Below are 15,490 nucleotides of genomic sequence, written 5' to 3'. Positions count from 1 at the left end.
GGCCGCACACAGTCCGACGGCGACCAACTCACTCCGACTCTGCCGGCTATTCGGAGTTTTCTACAACGGACGTCGCCGCGAGTCTGCGGACGACCTACGTTACAAGGACAGCCTTCGCACCATTCAGCGGCCCGTAAGCCATGGCGAGTTCGATCTGATCGTGATGGAATTCCTTGCCGGTTCTGGTCGTGAACATGGGATCGTCGATCACACCCTCAAGCGTTTTTAGCGCGGCAGTGAGCTTCGCCTGCTCCTTCACCGTCCGGCTTTCGAAATTGCTGAATCGCCTCATGGTCAGGTTCTTCATCATGAACAGTACGGATGGGACAGAAACCGGCGCAGCGCCGCCCAAAAAGCCATAGAAATAGATCGTCGAATTCATCGGCAAGCCAGGGGCAATTCCCGTTAGCAAGTCGCCGCCGACGCCATCGAATACCGCCGTCGTCCCCAGTTCGGTGGACAGCGCAGCGAGCGTGTCGGTGAACCCCTCGGTGGTGACGATGACATGCTCCACGCCCAAACGGCACAGCGCGTCCCGCGCTGCGGCGGTGCGCACCAGGAAGATCGCCGGTACGTTTCTGCCGCGCGCGAGCGAAGCAAGCGCATAGCCGGTCGCCGAATTCCCGGCCGTGACGATGACGCCCTTGTGACCCGCGTTAGCGATCTCTTCGAGAAAGGCGTAGGCCGTCATGACGTTGACGAGCGAGCCACAATAGTCGCGCGCACGTACATGGTCCGGCAAGATCAGACAGGTCGTATAAGGTACATGAGCCTGTTCGCACCAAAGCCCGACACTCTCCGGGCTTCTGTCGAGCGACCGGTAGACCGCCACCTGCCTGCCCGAACATTCCACGGGGACGCCTGAGCCCACCGCGACCACGCGCCCAGCCCCCGACGCACCCCATACGTCATGCTGACCCAGCGCGAACGCGTTACCGGCCGCTGTGGGCATCCTCAGGAAAGTCTTGTCGCCATGGTTGATCGCCGAAGCATCCATGTCGATCAGCACATGACCCGGCGCAGGCTCACTCCGGGTCGGGATGTCACGTACCTCAAGCTCCCGGGCAGGCGTTACACAAATCGCTTTCATCGTTCAGATCCTTTGGTTTAGGTGTCGGTGATTGCACAGCCCGTACCATAAGCAACTTCATTGATTGCGGAAACGCTGTGTCAGGGCATACCATCCATTCCATTCTGGAATTGATGCGTATAGCCCATATGGACCGAGTGAATGCGATTCGCCTGTTTGTACGCCTCGTCGAATGCGGCAGCTTTTCCGCCGTGGGGCGCGAGGAAGGGATCGGACAGCCTGCGGTTAGCAAGCAGATCGGCGCGCTGGAACGGCATCTTGGTGCTCAACTCGTTTTGCGGACCTCGCGCCAGGTTGTGATCACGGACGCAGGGCAAACCTTTTACGAATCGGCCAGGCAACTGGTGGACGACTTCGACGCACTCGAGTCGTCCGTCGGGGACCGCCAGCAGTCGCCACGAGGCGTGGTGAGGGTCAATACGGCTCCGGCGCATGGTCGGCTTTGCATTACACCGCTGCTACCTGGGTTTTTCCGTCAGTATCCAGACGTCGCGATTGAATTGTCGGTATCGGAGCGGCATGTCGACCTCGTCGGCGACGGCGTCGATCTGGCGGTCCGCCATGGGCGACTGGTGGATTCGTCCCTCACCGCACGGAAGCTGTCCGAGACGGACTTCGTGCTCGCGGCGAGCCCTGGTTATCTTGCGGCTCACGGCGCTCCGACGAGCTTTGCGGACCTCGATGGGCACACCTGCGTCGTCTTTGCGAAAGGCCGCGAGCGCTACCCCTGGTCGCTCAAGGTCGGCGGGGAGCGTGTCTCCTATGTGCCGCACGGCTCGCTGCTGACGGGAGATGCGGAGCATATTCGCGCTGCCGTGCTTTGCGGCCTTGGCATTGCTCAGGCGCCGTTCTGGCTCATGGCGGAAGAGATCCGGTCCGGCGAGATCGAGGTGTTGCTGCCAGATTTGCAGCCCGAGCGAGTGCCTATCCACCTTGTCTATCCGGCGGGCCGTCGAGTACCGATGAGGGTTAGAGTGTTCATCGAATATCTTGTCTCGGCATTTGCGCGTTCAGAACTTTGAAACGCAGTTCAGTCAACTGCGACTGCAAGTCGGCCGACGTCGACACGCTGAATTGTGGGCAATCTACGTGTCGGATGCGAAGGTCTCAAACTGGCCGAGGCTGTGTGAAAACGCAAAAGTACTCGGTTTTCGGGTGTCGCGTTACCCTTCCCGAGTTGCTACCAAGCCAATACAACGCCATCTAAGGGGTCGATTTTTTAGAAGGACCTTTCCAACACGCGTTTTCACACAGGCTCGGCCGAACGGAGACGAATGACGACCGGCCTGGGCGACGAACCCAGTCGTCACGGCATTCAGGCCGAGCCGGTAAATGTCGCAGCGAAACTGAGAAAGAGAACGTACTGGGAAGAAAACCTGCCAGTCCGATCGCACTAACGCCTTTGACGACACGCGAGCAGCGTGGCGTAGCGAGGTGTAAGCCCAGAAACCCACCACCAAATGAGCCAAACCTTGGAGCACGATCTTGTACAACTCGCACAACGGAATCAATGGAACAAGCTGATTCTGGATCGAGCATCACAGCTTGGTTTTTCGGATTGGTGGTTAACCGCCGGTTGCATCGCACAGTCGATATGGAATCTGGCTTCCGGTCGTGACGTTCACGCGGGCATCCGGGACTACGATCTTTTCTACTACGACCCAGATACGTCATGGGAGGCGGAAGACGCCGTGATTGAAAAAGCCCGGCGCCTGTTTGCGGATATCCCCGTCGAAGTACAAGTTCGCAACCAGGCCCGCGTACCGGTCTGGTACCAGACCAAATTTGGCGTTCCGTTCGGTGCCGTAAGCCGTGCGTCGGATGGCATCGATCGATTTCCCTGTGCGACGGTTGCAGTGGGCATCCGACGCCGTGAAGAGGGCCACGAGATTTACTCGCCCTTTGGTTTGCGAGACCTTTTTGAAGGACGCTTGAAGCCGAACAGGCTACTGCCCATACCTGATGTGTACGCCGAGAAAACCGAGCGTTGGCTGCGCGAGTGGCCGCATCTGTTGCGAGACTCCTGGTAGGTATCAGCTAAAATCACCGCAGTTTAGGCGGCCCCAACGCTTAAGGCCGGGAAAACACATTGACGAGATTCCCATCCGGGTCACGCAATAGAAGCGAGCGATTTCCCCACGGCATCATCGTCGTCGGCATCACGACGGGCGTCCCCAACGCATTCATCCGTTCGAACACCGCGTCGACGTCCGCCACTTCGAACTCCAGAATCGCCGACTGATTCGCAGCCGCAATGGCCGCACCGGCATTAAAGCGCTGGATCAGAAGCTCGGACGAAATCGCAAGCACCGCGCCGTCGAATCGCATTTCGGCAAATCCATCGGCCGGCCGTGCGGCTTCGATACCGGAAAGCATTTGATAAAACTCAATTAGCCCATCGAGATTCTGGGTGACGACACGAACAGAGGCAAACTTCATGGTGAGCTCCTGACTAAGAAAGGAGCCTCAGCTTAAAGGCCGACACTGTCAGATTCTGGCAGTATGGTGCGGCTTGCTACATCGTTGGCCTTTCGCCACTCGCGCAGCAGCGTCGATCGTCTTTTCGGGTAACGCTCTTCGATTTGCTCGACGGCCGAGATCCGGTCCGAGCGGAAATTCCGAAAGTCTGCCCGAAGCTCGCACCAGCACATCAGCACGCGAGCCTGGTCGAAATAGACCAGTGCAAAGGGCCAAACTACACGCTGCGAGTGAGTGCCGCCGCCATCCACGTAAGTGATATTGAGCTTTTGCTCTGCGCGGACTGCGGCACGTAGAAGATCCGTGGAAACGTTGTGGGCAGGTCTTTTCAACGGCGCGCCCACTAGCAGCGATGACTCTTCCAACTCGCGACGCAGTTCCATGGGCAGTACGGCAGCAACCTTCGCCAGTGTGCTCAGCGCGCCGGCCGACAACGTCTTGTCGCCGCGATCCGCGACCCAGCGCATGCCAAGAACCAGCGCGTCGAGTTCCTCTGAACTGAACATCATGGGCGGCAGCATGAAACCTGGTTTCATCACATAGCCCACGCCCGGTTCCCCTTCGATCATCGCGCCTTGCGCTTGCAAACTGGCGATGTCCCGATACAGCGTGCGGATGCTCACACCGAGTTCATCGGCCAATACCTGGGCGCTCACGGGGCGTCGATAGCGCCGCAACACTTGCAAGAGGTGAAGGAGACGTTCGGAGCGGGTCATACGTTGATCCTGATATCGACACACGAGCAGATCGACGCCAGCAGTCGGTTACTGCGAACCGACCGCCATAGGCGTTGTTCAGCGGATATCGGATTGTTGACGATCTATGCGGCGCTGTCGAACCCACCCAATCCCCCCGGTTGACGCCATCACACCCCATCGCATAGCATCCTGCTTAGCGGTGCAGGCCGCTTCCGGGTCCGCGGAAAGGGTTGAACCCACCTGTAGGAGCGCTTCAACTATCTCACCATCCTTTGTGCTGGCGGTATTGCGGACCTTCGGCCATCAAATGCACGAGGATCCGTCATGAACAAGTTGCCTCCCAAGGCCAATCTCGACCACTTGAAGAAGCAGGCGAAAGAGTTGTTGCGGCTCTACCGCAACGGCAACGCCACCGCAGTCGAACGCTTCATCCTTCATCTTCCCGCCGCCGCGCGCCGCACTGAGAACGAAGTGCTGGCGCTTCAACTTCGCCTGCACAATGCGCAGTCCTGCATCGCGCGCGAGTACGGTTTTTCTTCCTGGGCGGATCTCGCCGCGTTTGTCGAGGCCAGCGCTTTCGCGCATCACGAACAGGCCATGCTGAACCGCCGCTGGCTGAGCCTGACCTATGGCGGCGATGTGACCGGCAGCTACGACGCGGCACGGCCACGGGTTGCCGCCCAACTCTTACGGGACCACGCCGACTTTCTCACCAGCGACCCCTACGCGGCCTGCGCAATGGGACGTCTCGACGTGATCTCGCGGACGATAACCGCCGATCCCGATTGGATCAACCGCGCGGGCGGCGCGCTCAACCTTCCGCCGCTCGTCGCGGTGACCCACTCATGCCTGGGACGGCTGCCGGAATTCGCCGCAGCACTACGCGAATGTGCACTTTATCTCTTGCGCACTGGGGCTAATCCAAACCAGCGTATCGGCAATCGCTTGCCACCGGCTTCCCTCGCAACGCCTGACGACACGGAACCTTTATCCGCCCTCTACGGCGCGGCCGGCGTGCTCCGCGATCCGGTTCTCACCGAGATGCTTCTCACGGCCGGCGCCGATCCCAATGATGGTGAATCGCTCTATCACTCGCTTGAAAATCCCGACTGCACGCGTCTGCTGCTGCAGCATGGCGCGCGTGTCGCCGGCACGAATGCCGTGTGGCGCGCCCTCGACATGCCGGAACCGGCCGCGCTCGAACTGCTGCTGGCTCACGGCGGCGACGCCAACGAGCCGGCCGGACCGGGCGTGACGCACACCTGGCGAACTCCGCTGCTGCGTGCGATCGCGGTGCGCCGATCACGCGGACATATTGCCGCGTTGCTGACGGCGGGCGCCGATGCGACGGCGCGAACGGGCGCCGGCATCAGTGCTTACCGACTGGCGACGCAAGTGGGCCTACCGGAGGTCACCGAGTTGCTGCGCGCCCATGGCGTGCAGGAAGACCTCACCGCGGATGACGACTTCATCGCCGCCTGTGGCCGCGCCGACGCGACCGAGGCGCGACGGATTCAGGCTCACTATCCGGGGTTGCCGGGCTCGCTGTCGGACGACCGGCTCAGGTTAATGCCCGACGCCGCGGCATGGGGATCGAGCGCCGCGGTCAAGGTCATGGTCGAACTCGGCTGGCCGATTGCCGCGCGTGGAGGAGACTGGGACGCAACGGCGCTCAACCACGCCGTCTTTCATGGCGACGCGGAACTGACCGCTTTTCTGCTCGCGCACGGCGCGAGCTGGCGTGAGCGCCACGGCTATGGCGACGACGTGCTCGGCACGCTGTCCTGGGCTTCGCTCGGCGAGCCGGGCGGCTCGGACAATCCGGATTGGATCGGCTGTGCTCGCGCGCTGAAGGCTCATGGCCTTCCACCTGTGGAGCAGGATCCGGCGGATCCGGAGCGGCTCATCATTGAAGGTCGGGTGAGGCGGTTTTCCGAAGCGGTGACGGAAGTCTTGCTGGGCGACAGCGGCGCGACTTCTGAAGCGAGCTGAATCGAACTGACGCGACTCGCTCTTTGCCAACCACGCCGTAGCAATCGCCATCGTTCAGCACGACGGCGGCGCTGGCCATGCCGCAAAGCATCGGCCAGCGCCGCGTGTCGTCACTACCGCTGCGCAGCTTAGCCGATCGGCCAGTTGAGCACGGCGATGCCGTCGTTGTAGTCGCCGTCGCTACCATCTTCCGAGCCGACCAGCGCGAAATTCAACTTGTTCGTGAGCGTTGTCTGAACCGACACGAGGTCCGACTGCCGGCCGTTGACCGACACCTTGATCTGCACGGCGCCGTGGCCCGAATTGAGCACTTGCGTGCCGATGACCTTGTTGTCGGTGCTTTGACCGTTGAACGTAGCGCGGACCTCGTTATCAACGAAGACCTGGATCGTTTGAACATTGGACGAATTAGCGAAACCCGTCACACCAAAACGGATGTTTGCAGGGAGGTTGAATACGCCTTGCTGAGCCATGTGTTTCTCCAGGAAAGGGAGCGTTTCCCACATTACGCGAGCCGACATCGGAAGCGTCATTCAGGCTCGAACGGGCGCGCGGATCGAAGACCGTCACAGCGTGGAGATCGCGGAATCACGCTGTCGCCGACGTAATGTAGACACGTTGCCTGGGTCACGTAGCTATCAAGGTGAGCAGGTCCGCGGCACTGTCACATTGCCGGGATTCCTGTCGATGCAGCCGAAGCGGGCATTGAAGATGCTTGTGAAGCCGCCTGCATTTCAGGTCGGTTTGTCTCTGCCGGATGGCGACTGTCGATGAGACGCGTGGTCGGCGATCAGCCGTCGCATGGTGGCGAGCAGCAGGGGACCCTCCACTGGCTTACGCAGGAAACCGTCATAGCTGACGAAGGCGGGCGGACTCGGCTCGCCGGAAACGAGGATGAACGCGACGTCGGGTATGTCCGGCAGCGTGCGCAACTGGTGACACAGTTCGCTGCCCGACATGACCGGCATGCGCCAGTCCGCCACCACGATATCGACAGGGAAATCGATGAACTGGGCCAACGCCAACTGGCCGTTGCTTGCCATCGTGACTTCATATCCGTCGGCGGCGCAGCAGGCGCTCCATGCGGCCAACGCTTCCAGATCGTCATCTACCAGCAGAACACTTGCCATACCGAACTCTTCTCCATCTCTGACCTCCTAATTGGTCAGTTTTAAGCGCCGGAAGTTCGGCGCCTGCGCCGATCGACGTTGCCGATTTTCATGCCGCAGCGCGGTCACTCAAGTATTCTCAAAAAAGATCATTTCGATCAGATAAATTCATTTTTTTAGATGGATGGTCGTGCGTATGCTTCAGGCATTGGGAACACCGCAGGCAAACGGCTTCGACCGACACACCGCTCGCGCATCCCGGCAAATTCGAGGAAATACGTCATGTCCATTCCTGCCAACGCCCTCAACGCAGCGTCGCTGCATTCGGATTCGCATAGTTACGCGGCGCGCAACGGCGCCTACTGGCAACGTAACCTGGCGGTCTGCGTGTTTGGGTCGTTCACGACGCTGGTGAGCCTGAGCATGCTGCTGCCGTTTCTGCCGTTGTACGTGGAGCAGCTCGGCATCCATTCGCCGGGCGCGATCGTACAGTGGTCGGGCGTGGCATTCGGCGCGACGTTTTTCGGCACGGCCGTCACCGCGCCGCTTTGGGGGCGTCTCGCCGGTCGCTATGGCCGCAAGCCGATGCTCGTGCGTGCGGCGATCGGCATGGCGGTCGTGATGTCGTTGATCGGCCTCGCTCACAACGTGACCGAGCTCGTCGTGTTGCGTCTCGCGGCCGGGTTGATCGGCGGCTACGCGTCGGCATCGATCGTCATGATCGGAACCCAGGTGCCGCGCGAGCGTGCCGGCTGGGCGCTCGGCGTGCTGTCGACCGGTGCGTTGGCCGGCAATCTGATCGGGCCGCTGGTGGGCGGCTTTCTGCCGACGTGGGTGGGAATTCGCGGCACGTTCTTCGTCGGCGGCGCGATGATCGCCGTGGCGGCCGTCGCGACCATCGTGCTGGTGCGCGAAAATTTCAACAGCGCCGTCGACGCAAAAGCAAAACCGGTCGCGAAAGAACAGTCTGGTGTGAAGCCGAATCGCGCGGTGATTCCCGCGCTGCTTGTCACGGCGATGATGGTGCTGCTCGCCAATATGTCCATCGAACCGATCATCACGGTGTATATCGGCGGCTTGGGCGTGCCGCATGCGGATCTCGCGCGCGTGGCCGGCATCGTGATGGCGTGCTCGGCGTTCGGCAGCATGCTGACCGCGTCGCGGCTTGGGGCGCTCGCGGACCGGGTTGGTAGCTGGAATGTGATTATTGGCTGCCTGATCGCCACGGCGCTGGTGATGTTGCCGCAAGCGTTCGTTACGCGCTGGTGGCAATTGGCCGCGCTGCGCGGAATCATGGGCATGACGATCGCCGGCCTGTTGCCTTCCATCGCGAAACTGGTGCGCCATTCGGTCGACGAACAAAGCTCCGGCACGACCTTGGGCTATCTGCAATCGGCGCAATTCACCGGGCAAGTTGTTGGGCCGTTGATCGGCGGAAGTATTGGCGCGCACATTGGCCTGCAACCGGTATTTTTCGTGACCGCTTCGCTGCTCGTGTTGTGTGCGGGCCTCAATCAGTGGATGCGCAGCCGGGCTGCGTGATGTGAGAGGATAGCCAGCTTGTGAGTCGCCCACCCATTCGAAACGGCCAACAAGCACAGACATGCCCAAGCATTCCATCCACCTGACTGATTCGCCGCAATCCGGCGACATCGAATCGATCTCTCGCAGTCTCAACGAATTCAACATCCAGAAGACCGGTATCGACGACGTTCGTCCGATCGCCGTGCTCATCAAGGACCCTGAAACCGGCAAGGTAATCGGCGGATTGACGGGACGAACCTCGTTGGGATTGCTCTTCGTCGATCTCTTCTATATTCCGGCGGCTCTTCGCGGTGAAGGCCTGGGCAGCCGGATTCTGGGCGAAGCGGAAGCCGAGGCCATCGCACGCGGTTGCCGGGGCGCGGTGCTTTATACGATCAACTTTCAGGCGCCGGAATTCTACTTGCGGCACGGCTGGCGAGTGTTCGGCGACGTGCCCTGCGAGCCGGCCGGCAGCAGCCGCGTGTTCATGAGAAAAGATCTGGTTTGAGGCGACGTTCTGTTCGTCGACGCACGCGAAAAGCTTTAACTCTAACTACCGGATTCCCATGCCGGCGTGCGTCCCAAGGGCGCCTCGATTCCGTATGCCGCGAGCAAGGCCGCGTTGAACCACATGACCCGCCTGTTCTGCTCTCAGACGGTGGGTTGAATCTCACATAGTGAGTTTGAGGGCGCGTTTTCCGAAAGCTTGCCGATAGCGAGCGATACCGCGAAATAGGCCGTAATTTCAGGCATTTCCTGATTCAGGTTATGCGCGTTGATGCCGTTATACAGCGACAACCCTCTGCCGGTCGACGCATTCCGCGCGATGCCAGCGAGGTTGAGCTTGGCGCGGGGGAATGACCTCGCGCTAGCAGGCGACGGAGAAAACCGCGTGAATCGACTTAGCTTGAATACGAAACTGTGGCTGGCCTTGTTGATCACATGGCTCGGCCTGCTGCTTCTAGGCGGTTGGGCGGCGTGGCAATCGCGCAGCACCATGTTGTCGGATCGCAAGGCGGCGGTGCAGAACGTCGTCGAATCCGCGTACGGCATCGTGGCCGATTACGCCAGGCTGGCCGACCAGCACGAACTCACGCTGGATCAGGCGAAACAGCAGGCCATGGCGCGCCTGTCGGTGATGCGCTATCCGGGCAACGGCTACATGATCATCACGACGGCGACGCCGGTCGTCATCATGCATCCGACGCTCGCGGATCTGCGCAACAAGGACGTTACCCATTACGCGGATACCGACGGCAAGCTGCTGTTCGTCGACATGGTCAAAGTCGCTCAGGCTCAGGGGCAAGGTTTCGTCGACTATATGGCGCGGTTGCCGGGCAAAACGGAGCACGTGCCGAAGATCAGCTTCGTCAAACGCTTCGAGCCGTGGGACTGGTATCTGATTTCAGGCGTCTACGTGGACGACATCAACACGGCGTTTCGCAACGCGCTGCTGGGTTATCTGCTCACCATTCTCGTGACCGGCAGCTTCAGCACGATCGCGCTGGTGCTAATCATTCGCAATGTGAAGCGCAGTCTTGGCGGTGAACCGGCCTACGCGGCGCAGGTGGCGGAAACCATCGCCGACGGCGATCTGTCGCGCACGGTTTCGATCGGCAAGGAAGATCAGCAAAGCATGCTGTTCGCGATGCAGCGCATGCAACATCGTCTCGCCGATACGATCCGGCGTATTCGCGGCGGCACCGAAACGATTACGGTCGCGGCCGAGGAAATCGCCGCGGGCAATCTCGACCTGTCGGCGCGTACGGAACAGCAGGCGTCTTCGTTGGGCGAAACCGCGGCCAGCATGGAGCAACTCACCGCGACCGTGAAGCAGAACGCCGACAACGCCGTGCAGGCCAACCAGATGGCGCGCAACGCGTCGAAGCTGGCCGGCGACGGCGGTCATGTCGTGCAGGAGGTCGTCGCGAACATGCAGAACATCGCGACGAGTTCGGCGCGTGTGGTCGACATCATCGCGGTGATCGAAAGCATCGCGTTTCAGACCAATATTCTCGCGTTGAATGCGGCCGTCGAGGCGGCGCGCGCGGGCGAAGAAGGGCGCGGTTTCGCGGTGGTGGCGGGCGAAGTGCGCAATCTCGCGCGCCGCAGTTCCGACGCGGCGAAAGAGATCAAGAGTCTGATCGAGGACTCGGTGGAACGCGTCAACGACGGCAAGGCGCTCGTCGAGAAAGCGGGCGGCACGATGCATTCGCTGGTCGATGCCGTGAAGCGCGTGACCGATATCATCAGCGAGATTTCGGCGGCGTCCGAAGAGCAGAGCCGCGGCATCGAGCAGGTCAACGTTGCGATTGCGCAGATGGACGAGACGACCCAGCAGAATGCCGCGATGGTCGAGCAGGCCGCAGCCGCCGCGCAGTCGATGCAGGAACAGGCGCAGATGCTGCGCGATGTGGTCAACGTGTTCCGCCTGGAAGGCGCGACGGCGTGAAGCCCAAGCGGGTAGTTGCGGGTAGTCGCCGACAGGGGCTTGCCGGCAACTAGCTGCAACTGCCGATCGCTACGGCGCCACGAAATCGTTCTGATCCGCGAGCTTGAGGCTCTGGGCAAACATCGACGAATCGCCGCCGAGCGCCGCGCTCGCGCGGGCCGAAGCGCTCAGTAATAGCTTGCAGGAGGCACGCATCGACTCCACGGCGCCGATCCGTTCCCGCGGTCCCGACACGGTCAGCGCGCCGACCAGCTCTCCTCCCAACGCAAGCACCGGCACCGAAATCGACGCGGTGTCCGGATCGCGCTCGCCGTACGACACCGCCCACATCCGATCCCGCACGTCGTCGAAACCCTTCTTGTAGGGCTTGGAAAACGCAAGCAGCACTTTGCCCGACGCGCCGCGATCGATTGGAAAGCGCTCGCCTTCGCGAATCGATACACGTACCGCACGCGCCGGTTCGACACGATGCAGCACGATCCGGTGGCTGCCCTGACGCACATAAAACGACGACGTTTCGCCCGAATCGATTGCGAGTTGCTGAAGCAGCGGCTCGACGACGTGGCGGACATGAAACGACTCCTGATAGATCTGAGCGAGCCGTAACGGTTCGGGGCCAATCGAATAGCGCCCATCTTCGAGCTTGCGCACGAAGCCGCCATGATCGAGCGCGCCGAGCAGGCGCAACAACGTGCTCTTGTAGTAGCCGGTGCGGCGCGCCAGGTCCGCGAGCGATACGCCTTTCTCGCCCGACTCGAACGCGCCGAGTATCGCGAACGCGCGATCGAGCGCCGCGACGCCGCCACCTTTTTCTGAGTCTTCGTTTTGCATGGGAGAAGATCGTTCTGTAGAGCGGACCATGCTAGAAGGCGGGACGGGCGGCGTCAAGGCGGTGAGACGTGGTTCTAATTTTACCCGGATGTAATTGATTGTCTATATTTATCCGGGTATAAATCACGCATTGCTCATTTCCGAGGTCAATGTGGCGACAAATTCACGCTTGAGTTTCGATCTGAACGCCGGCGCAACGGCGCCGGTTGTCGACGAAGTCGATCTCATCGACTTGCCCGTTATAGGAACGCTGCCGCTGGAACTCAACGGCGTGCTGGTGCGCAACGGCCCCAATCCGCTGAGCGGGCGCTTTGCGGGGAACGACGTGTTGTCGTGGTGGCCGGAAGCCGCGATGCTGCATGCCATTTCGTTTCAGCAGAGGCGTGCCGTGCGCTATTGCAATCGCTGGGCACGCACCAGGCGTTGGGCGCAGGCGCAGGATTTCGCGGACGTGTCGCCGATGCTCGACACAAATCCGAACGTTAACGTGCTCGTTCATGCCGGCGAAATCCTGGCGCTCGCGGAAGGCGGCGCGCCGCTGGCCATCACGGCGGGCCTTGATACGCTCGGCGCGGCCCGCTGTCATCCGGGCCTCGTGCAAGGCATGACCGCGCATCCCAAGGTCGATCCACGAACCGGCGAACTGATGACGTTTCGCGCCGGTTGGGAAAAACCGTGGCTGCGCTACGGCGTGAGCGATGCGCACGGCAACACGACAGTCGAGATGGAAATCGAATTGCCGTCCCGGTCTCCTTCGATGATGCACGACATGGCGATCACCGCGACGCGGAGCATCCTGTTCGACCTCAACGTCGCGTACGACTTTTCGATGCTGTCGCGCAGTTATCGGATGCCTTTGCGCTGGCATGACGATCGGCAGGCGCGGATCGGTGTGATGCCGCGTCATGGTGGCGCGATGCGCTGGTTCGACGTGACGTCGTGCATGATCCAGCACGTGGTGAATGCTTACGATGTGGGCGCAACCACTGTCGTTCTGGATGTTGTCCGGTACTCCGAGTTCCTGCGGTTATCGACTGGCGGAGCGGGTTTTCTAGACAACCCGCTCGGCGTGCTGTGGCGTTACGTGATCGATCTCGATCGCGGTACGGTGCTCGAAACGCCGCTCGACGATACGGGCATCGAACTGCCCCGCATCAACGAAACGCGGACCGGTCAGCCCTATCGGTTTCTATACGCGGTCGAGCAACCGACCAATACGGAAATGCGTGGCGTCGTGCGTTATGACCTGGAACGTGGCTCGCAGCAACGCTACGCAGTGCCGGAAGGGGATCAGAACAGCGAGCCCGTATTCGTGCCGCGTCCCGGAGCGACGAGTGAAGATGACGGCTGGCTGCTTGTATGTGTCTACCGGCAGGCGAGCGATACGACCGACGTGGTGATTCTCGATGGCCGGCAAATAGACGGCGATCCGATCGCGACCGTGCGACTGCCGAGGCGAATTCCCGCGGGGTTTCACGGAGCATGGCTGCCGGGGAACGGTTAGGCCGGTTTTCAGGCCGTGGGGTTTGAGAAATCGCTTGATTTGGAAATATTCATTTCCTATACTACCGCCATGACGACTCACACTCATGCACCGAGAGCCCCCCGTAGTCCTGGCCGTCCTCGTGAATTCGATATGGACATGGCGCTAGACGGCGCCATCAGGATCTTCCGCGAACGGGGGTTCCACGCGACGTCGCTCGGCGAGCTGGGCGCCGCGATGAATCTGACGGCGGGCAGTATCTACAAGGCGTTTGCCGATAAGCGCGCGGTGTTTCTTGCCGCATTCGAGCGCTACACCGAGATTCGTCAGGCGAGCTTGCAACGTTCGATCAATGCGGCGGGGTCCGGCCGTGACAAGGTGCTCGCGGTCCTACATTTCTATGCCGAGTCGGCTCACGGAGTCGAAGGCGAGCGCGGGTGTCTGGTCGTGGGCAGTGCCACCGACCTTGCGACCTTCGATAGTGAGGTGGCCGGTCGTATCACCGCCGCCTTGCAGCGTACGGAAAAGCTGTTGGCGGATCTGATCCGGTCAGGTCACAAAGACGGCTCGATTCCTTCGGCCGTTGAGGTTGCATCCACCGCGCGCTTGCTGCTGAGTGTGACGCAAGGATTCAGAATCGTGGGCAAAGCGGGGCGAACCCGCGCGCAAATGATGGCCGCCGCCGATCAGGCGATGCGCCTGTTGAGTTAGTACAAGCTGACTGCCTCCTTCAGATGCCGGGCGGTTTTTTTTTGCTATTTAGGAAGTGAATATTTCCTAACTATTTTTCTTCATCAAGCACTGATCGGAAAGCTTTCCGCACAGCGAAAATCAGGGAGTTCCCATGTCGACAACGGATTCATTTGCGGCTTTACCGGTCAGCCCAAAACTCGTCAATGCGGCGCCGCCGTCGAGACCGGTTGCCGGCTTAGCCGGATTCGAGCATCGGTACGAGACGGTCAATGGCGTCCGGCTTCATTATGTGCGAGGTGGCAAGCCGAACGGCGATGTCGTCGTGCTGCTGGCAGGCTTTCCCGAGAGCTGGTTCGCGTGGCGCAAAGTGATGTCGCTGCTCGCGCCGGTCTCCCAGATCGTTGCACTGGATCTTCCTGGGCAGGGCGATTCCGATCGACCGACAGACGGCTATGACACGCAGACACTGGCCCAGCAGGTTCATCGTTTTCTTCAGCAACTCGGCATTAGCCAGTACTCGCTCGCCGCTCACGATGTGGGCGCATGGGTCGCTTATCCGTATGCGGCGCTATTCGGCAGTGAAATTCATAGGCTCGCGTTGCTGGATGCGGGCATTCCGGGCATCACCTTGCCCGCTGCACTCCCCACCGCACCGGACCGCGCGTGGCGTACCTGGCATTTTTCGTTTCACACGATTCCTGATTTGCCTGAGACGCTGATTGCGGGTCGCGAGCGGGAATATCTGGACTGGTTTCTGCGTCGAAAGACCGCGAATCCGGATGCGTTTTCCGACGCGGACCTCGACGAGTATCTGCGTATTTTCGTAAAAGACGGCGGCCTGCGGGCGGGGCTGGCTTACTATCGCACCGCATCGCTCTCCGCGCGGCAGAACGGCGAGTTGAGCGCAAACGGCAAGCTGCCGACGCCTTTGTTAGCGCTCGGTTCCGATCAAGGATCTATTGCCGACATGGCGACGCCGTTGCGCGAGTTTTTCGTCGACGTTCAGGGTTGCACGATTAGCCACTGCGGCCACTTTCTTCCCGAAGAGCAACCGCAAATCGTTGCCGACGAGCTTGCCGCGTTTTTCGGACTGGACGCCTTATGCAAGAATAGGGACTCTTCAAATGGAATGGATTGAAG

The 15,490-nt window shown here is 60.8% G+C and carries 15 protein-coding genes and 1 pseudogene; 10 read left to right on the top strand and 6 right to left on the bottom strand.

Annotated elements, in window-relative coordinates:
* Window positions 1-94: 94 nt before the first annotated feature.
* Entirely contained in the window at window positions 95-1,090 is a 996-nt protein-coding gene (locus tag HWY05_RS21245) for a Zn-dependent oxidoreductase (protein WP_176059491.1), read from the bottom strand.
* A gap of 77 nt (window positions 1,091-1,167) precedes the next feature.
* Between HWY05_RS21245 and HWY05_RS21240 the strand changes: the two genes are divergently transcribed.
* The gene (locus HWY05_RS21240; protein ID WP_244146661.1) at window positions 1,168-2,112 is read left to right on the top strand and encodes a LysR family transcriptional regulator; all 945 of its coding nucleotides are present in this window, start codon (window positions 1,168-1,170) and stop codon (window positions 2,110-2,112) included.
* Window positions 2,113-2,550: 438 nt separating this feature from the next.
* Window positions 2,551-3,120 (top strand): nucleotidyltransferase family protein, encoded by a 570-nt coding sequence (locus HWY05_RS21235; RefSeq protein ID WP_035555569.1) that lies wholly within the window; start codon window positions 2,551-2,553, stop codon window positions 3,118-3,120.
* A gap of 40 nt (window positions 3,121-3,160) precedes the next feature.
* Here HWY05_RS21235 and HWY05_RS21230 read toward each other — a convergent pair whose 3' ends face one another.
* Together HWY05_RS21230 and HWY05_RS21225 are read right to left on the bottom strand one after the other, a co-directional pair.
* Window positions 3,161-3,529 (bottom strand): VOC family protein, encoded by a 369-nt coding sequence (locus tag HWY05_RS21230; RefSeq protein WP_035555571.1) that lies wholly within the window; start codon window positions 3,527-3,529, stop codon window positions 3,161-3,163.
* A 32-nt stretch (window positions 3,530-3,561) separates the two neighbouring features.
* A complete protein-coding gene (locus HWY05_RS21225) occupies window positions 3,562-4,284 on the bottom strand; it encodes a YafY family protein (protein ID WP_176059490.1) in 723 nt (240 codons plus the stop codon).
* Window positions 4,285-4,590: 306 nt separating this feature from the next.
* Between HWY05_RS21225 and HWY05_RS21220 the strand changes: the two genes are divergently transcribed.
* Window positions 4,591-6,258, top strand: a complete 1,668-nt coding sequence (locus tag HWY05_RS21220) for an ankyrin repeat domain-containing protein (protein ID WP_176059489.1) — start codon at window positions 4,591-4,593, stop codon at window positions 6,256-6,258.
* A 128-nt stretch (window positions 6,259-6,386) separates the two neighbouring features.
* Here the strand turns inward: HWY05_RS21220 and HWY05_RS21215 are convergent, their stop codons facing one another.
* Complete coding sequence (locus HWY05_RS21215; RefSeq protein ID WP_035555579.1) at window positions 6,387-6,731, bottom strand: fucose-binding lectin II; 345 nt, start codon at window positions 6,729-6,731, stop codon at window positions 6,387-6,389.
* Between the two features lie 261 nt (window positions 6,732-6,992).
* On the bottom strand, window positions 6,993-7,388 hold the full coding sequence (locus HWY05_RS21210; protein ID WP_035555582.1) for a response regulator: 396 nt from the start codon (window positions 7,386-7,388) through the stop codon (window positions 6,993-6,995).
* A gap of 261 nt (window positions 7,389-7,649) precedes the next feature.
* Between HWY05_RS21210 and HWY05_RS21205 the strand changes: the two genes are divergently transcribed.
* From HWY05_RS21205 to HWY05_RS21195, 4 genes and pseudogenes are all read left to right on the top strand, one after another.
* Window positions 7,650-8,909, top strand: a complete 1,260-nt coding sequence (locus HWY05_RS21205; RefSeq protein WP_176059488.1) for an MFS transporter — start codon at window positions 7,650-7,652, stop codon at window positions 8,907-8,909.
* A 61-nt stretch (window positions 8,910-8,970) separates the two neighbouring features.
* Window positions 8,971-9,399 carry a GNAT family N-acetyltransferase gene (locus tag HWY05_RS21200; RefSeq protein ID WP_176059487.1) on the top strand — a complete coding sequence of 143 codons (429 nt, stop codon included), beginning with the start codon at window positions 8,971-8,973 and terminating at the stop codon, window positions 9,397-9,399.
* A 54-nt stretch (window positions 9,400-9,453) separates the two neighbouring features.
* Window positions 9,454-9,534 (top strand): annotated as a pseudogene (locus HWY05_RS38385) (short-chain dehydrogenase); the annotation flags it as partial.
* A gap of 249 nt (window positions 9,535-9,783) precedes the next feature.
* Window positions 9,784-11,343 (top strand): methyl-accepting chemotaxis protein, encoded by a 1,560-nt coding sequence (locus tag HWY05_RS21195; protein ID WP_035555592.1) that lies wholly within the window; start codon window positions 9,784-9,786, stop codon window positions 11,341-11,343.
* A 69-nt stretch (window positions 11,344-11,412) separates the two neighbouring features.
* Here HWY05_RS21195 and HWY05_RS21190 read toward each other — a convergent pair whose 3' ends face one another.
* Entirely contained in the window at window positions 11,413-12,174 is a 762-nt protein-coding gene (locus tag HWY05_RS21190) for an IclR family transcriptional regulator (protein WP_035555595.1), read from the bottom strand.
* 151 nt (window positions 12,175-12,325) lie between these two features.
* On the opposite strand from HWY05_RS21190, the gene HWY05_RS21185 reads away from it, so the two are divergent.
* The 3 genes from HWY05_RS21185 (at window position 12,326) to HWY05_RS21175 (ending at window position 15,488) form a co-directional block, all read left to right on the top strand.
* The gene (locus tag HWY05_RS21185; RefSeq protein WP_244146660.1) at window positions 12,326-13,678 is read left to right on the top strand and encodes a carotenoid oxygenase family protein; all 1,353 of its coding nucleotides are present in this window, start codon (window positions 12,326-12,328) and stop codon (window positions 13,676-13,678) included.
* A 132-nt stretch (window positions 13,679-13,810) separates the two neighbouring features.
* Window positions 13,811-14,368, top strand: a complete 558-nt coding sequence (locus HWY05_RS21180) for a TetR/AcrR family transcriptional regulator (protein ID WP_035555598.1) — start codon at window positions 13,811-13,813, stop codon at window positions 14,366-14,368.
* Window positions 14,369-14,501: 133 nt separating this feature from the next.
* Window positions 14,502-15,488, top strand: coding sequence for an alpha/beta hydrolase (locus tag HWY05_RS21175; protein WP_051980673.1), 987 nt, complete (start codon window positions 14,502-14,504; stop codon window positions 15,486-15,488).
* The last annotated feature ends 2 nt before the right edge of the window (window positions 15,489-15,490 follow it).

Origin of the sequence: Paraburkholderia sp. BCC1876, assembly GCF_902833695.1 — a bacterium.
In the GTDB taxonomy this organism is placed as follows: domain Bacteria; phylum Pseudomonadota; class Gammaproteobacteria; order Burkholderiales; family Burkholderiaceae; genus Paraburkholderia.
Note: the sequence above shows the minus strand (reverse complement) of the source record. Positions and strands in the feature narration are given on the sequence as shown.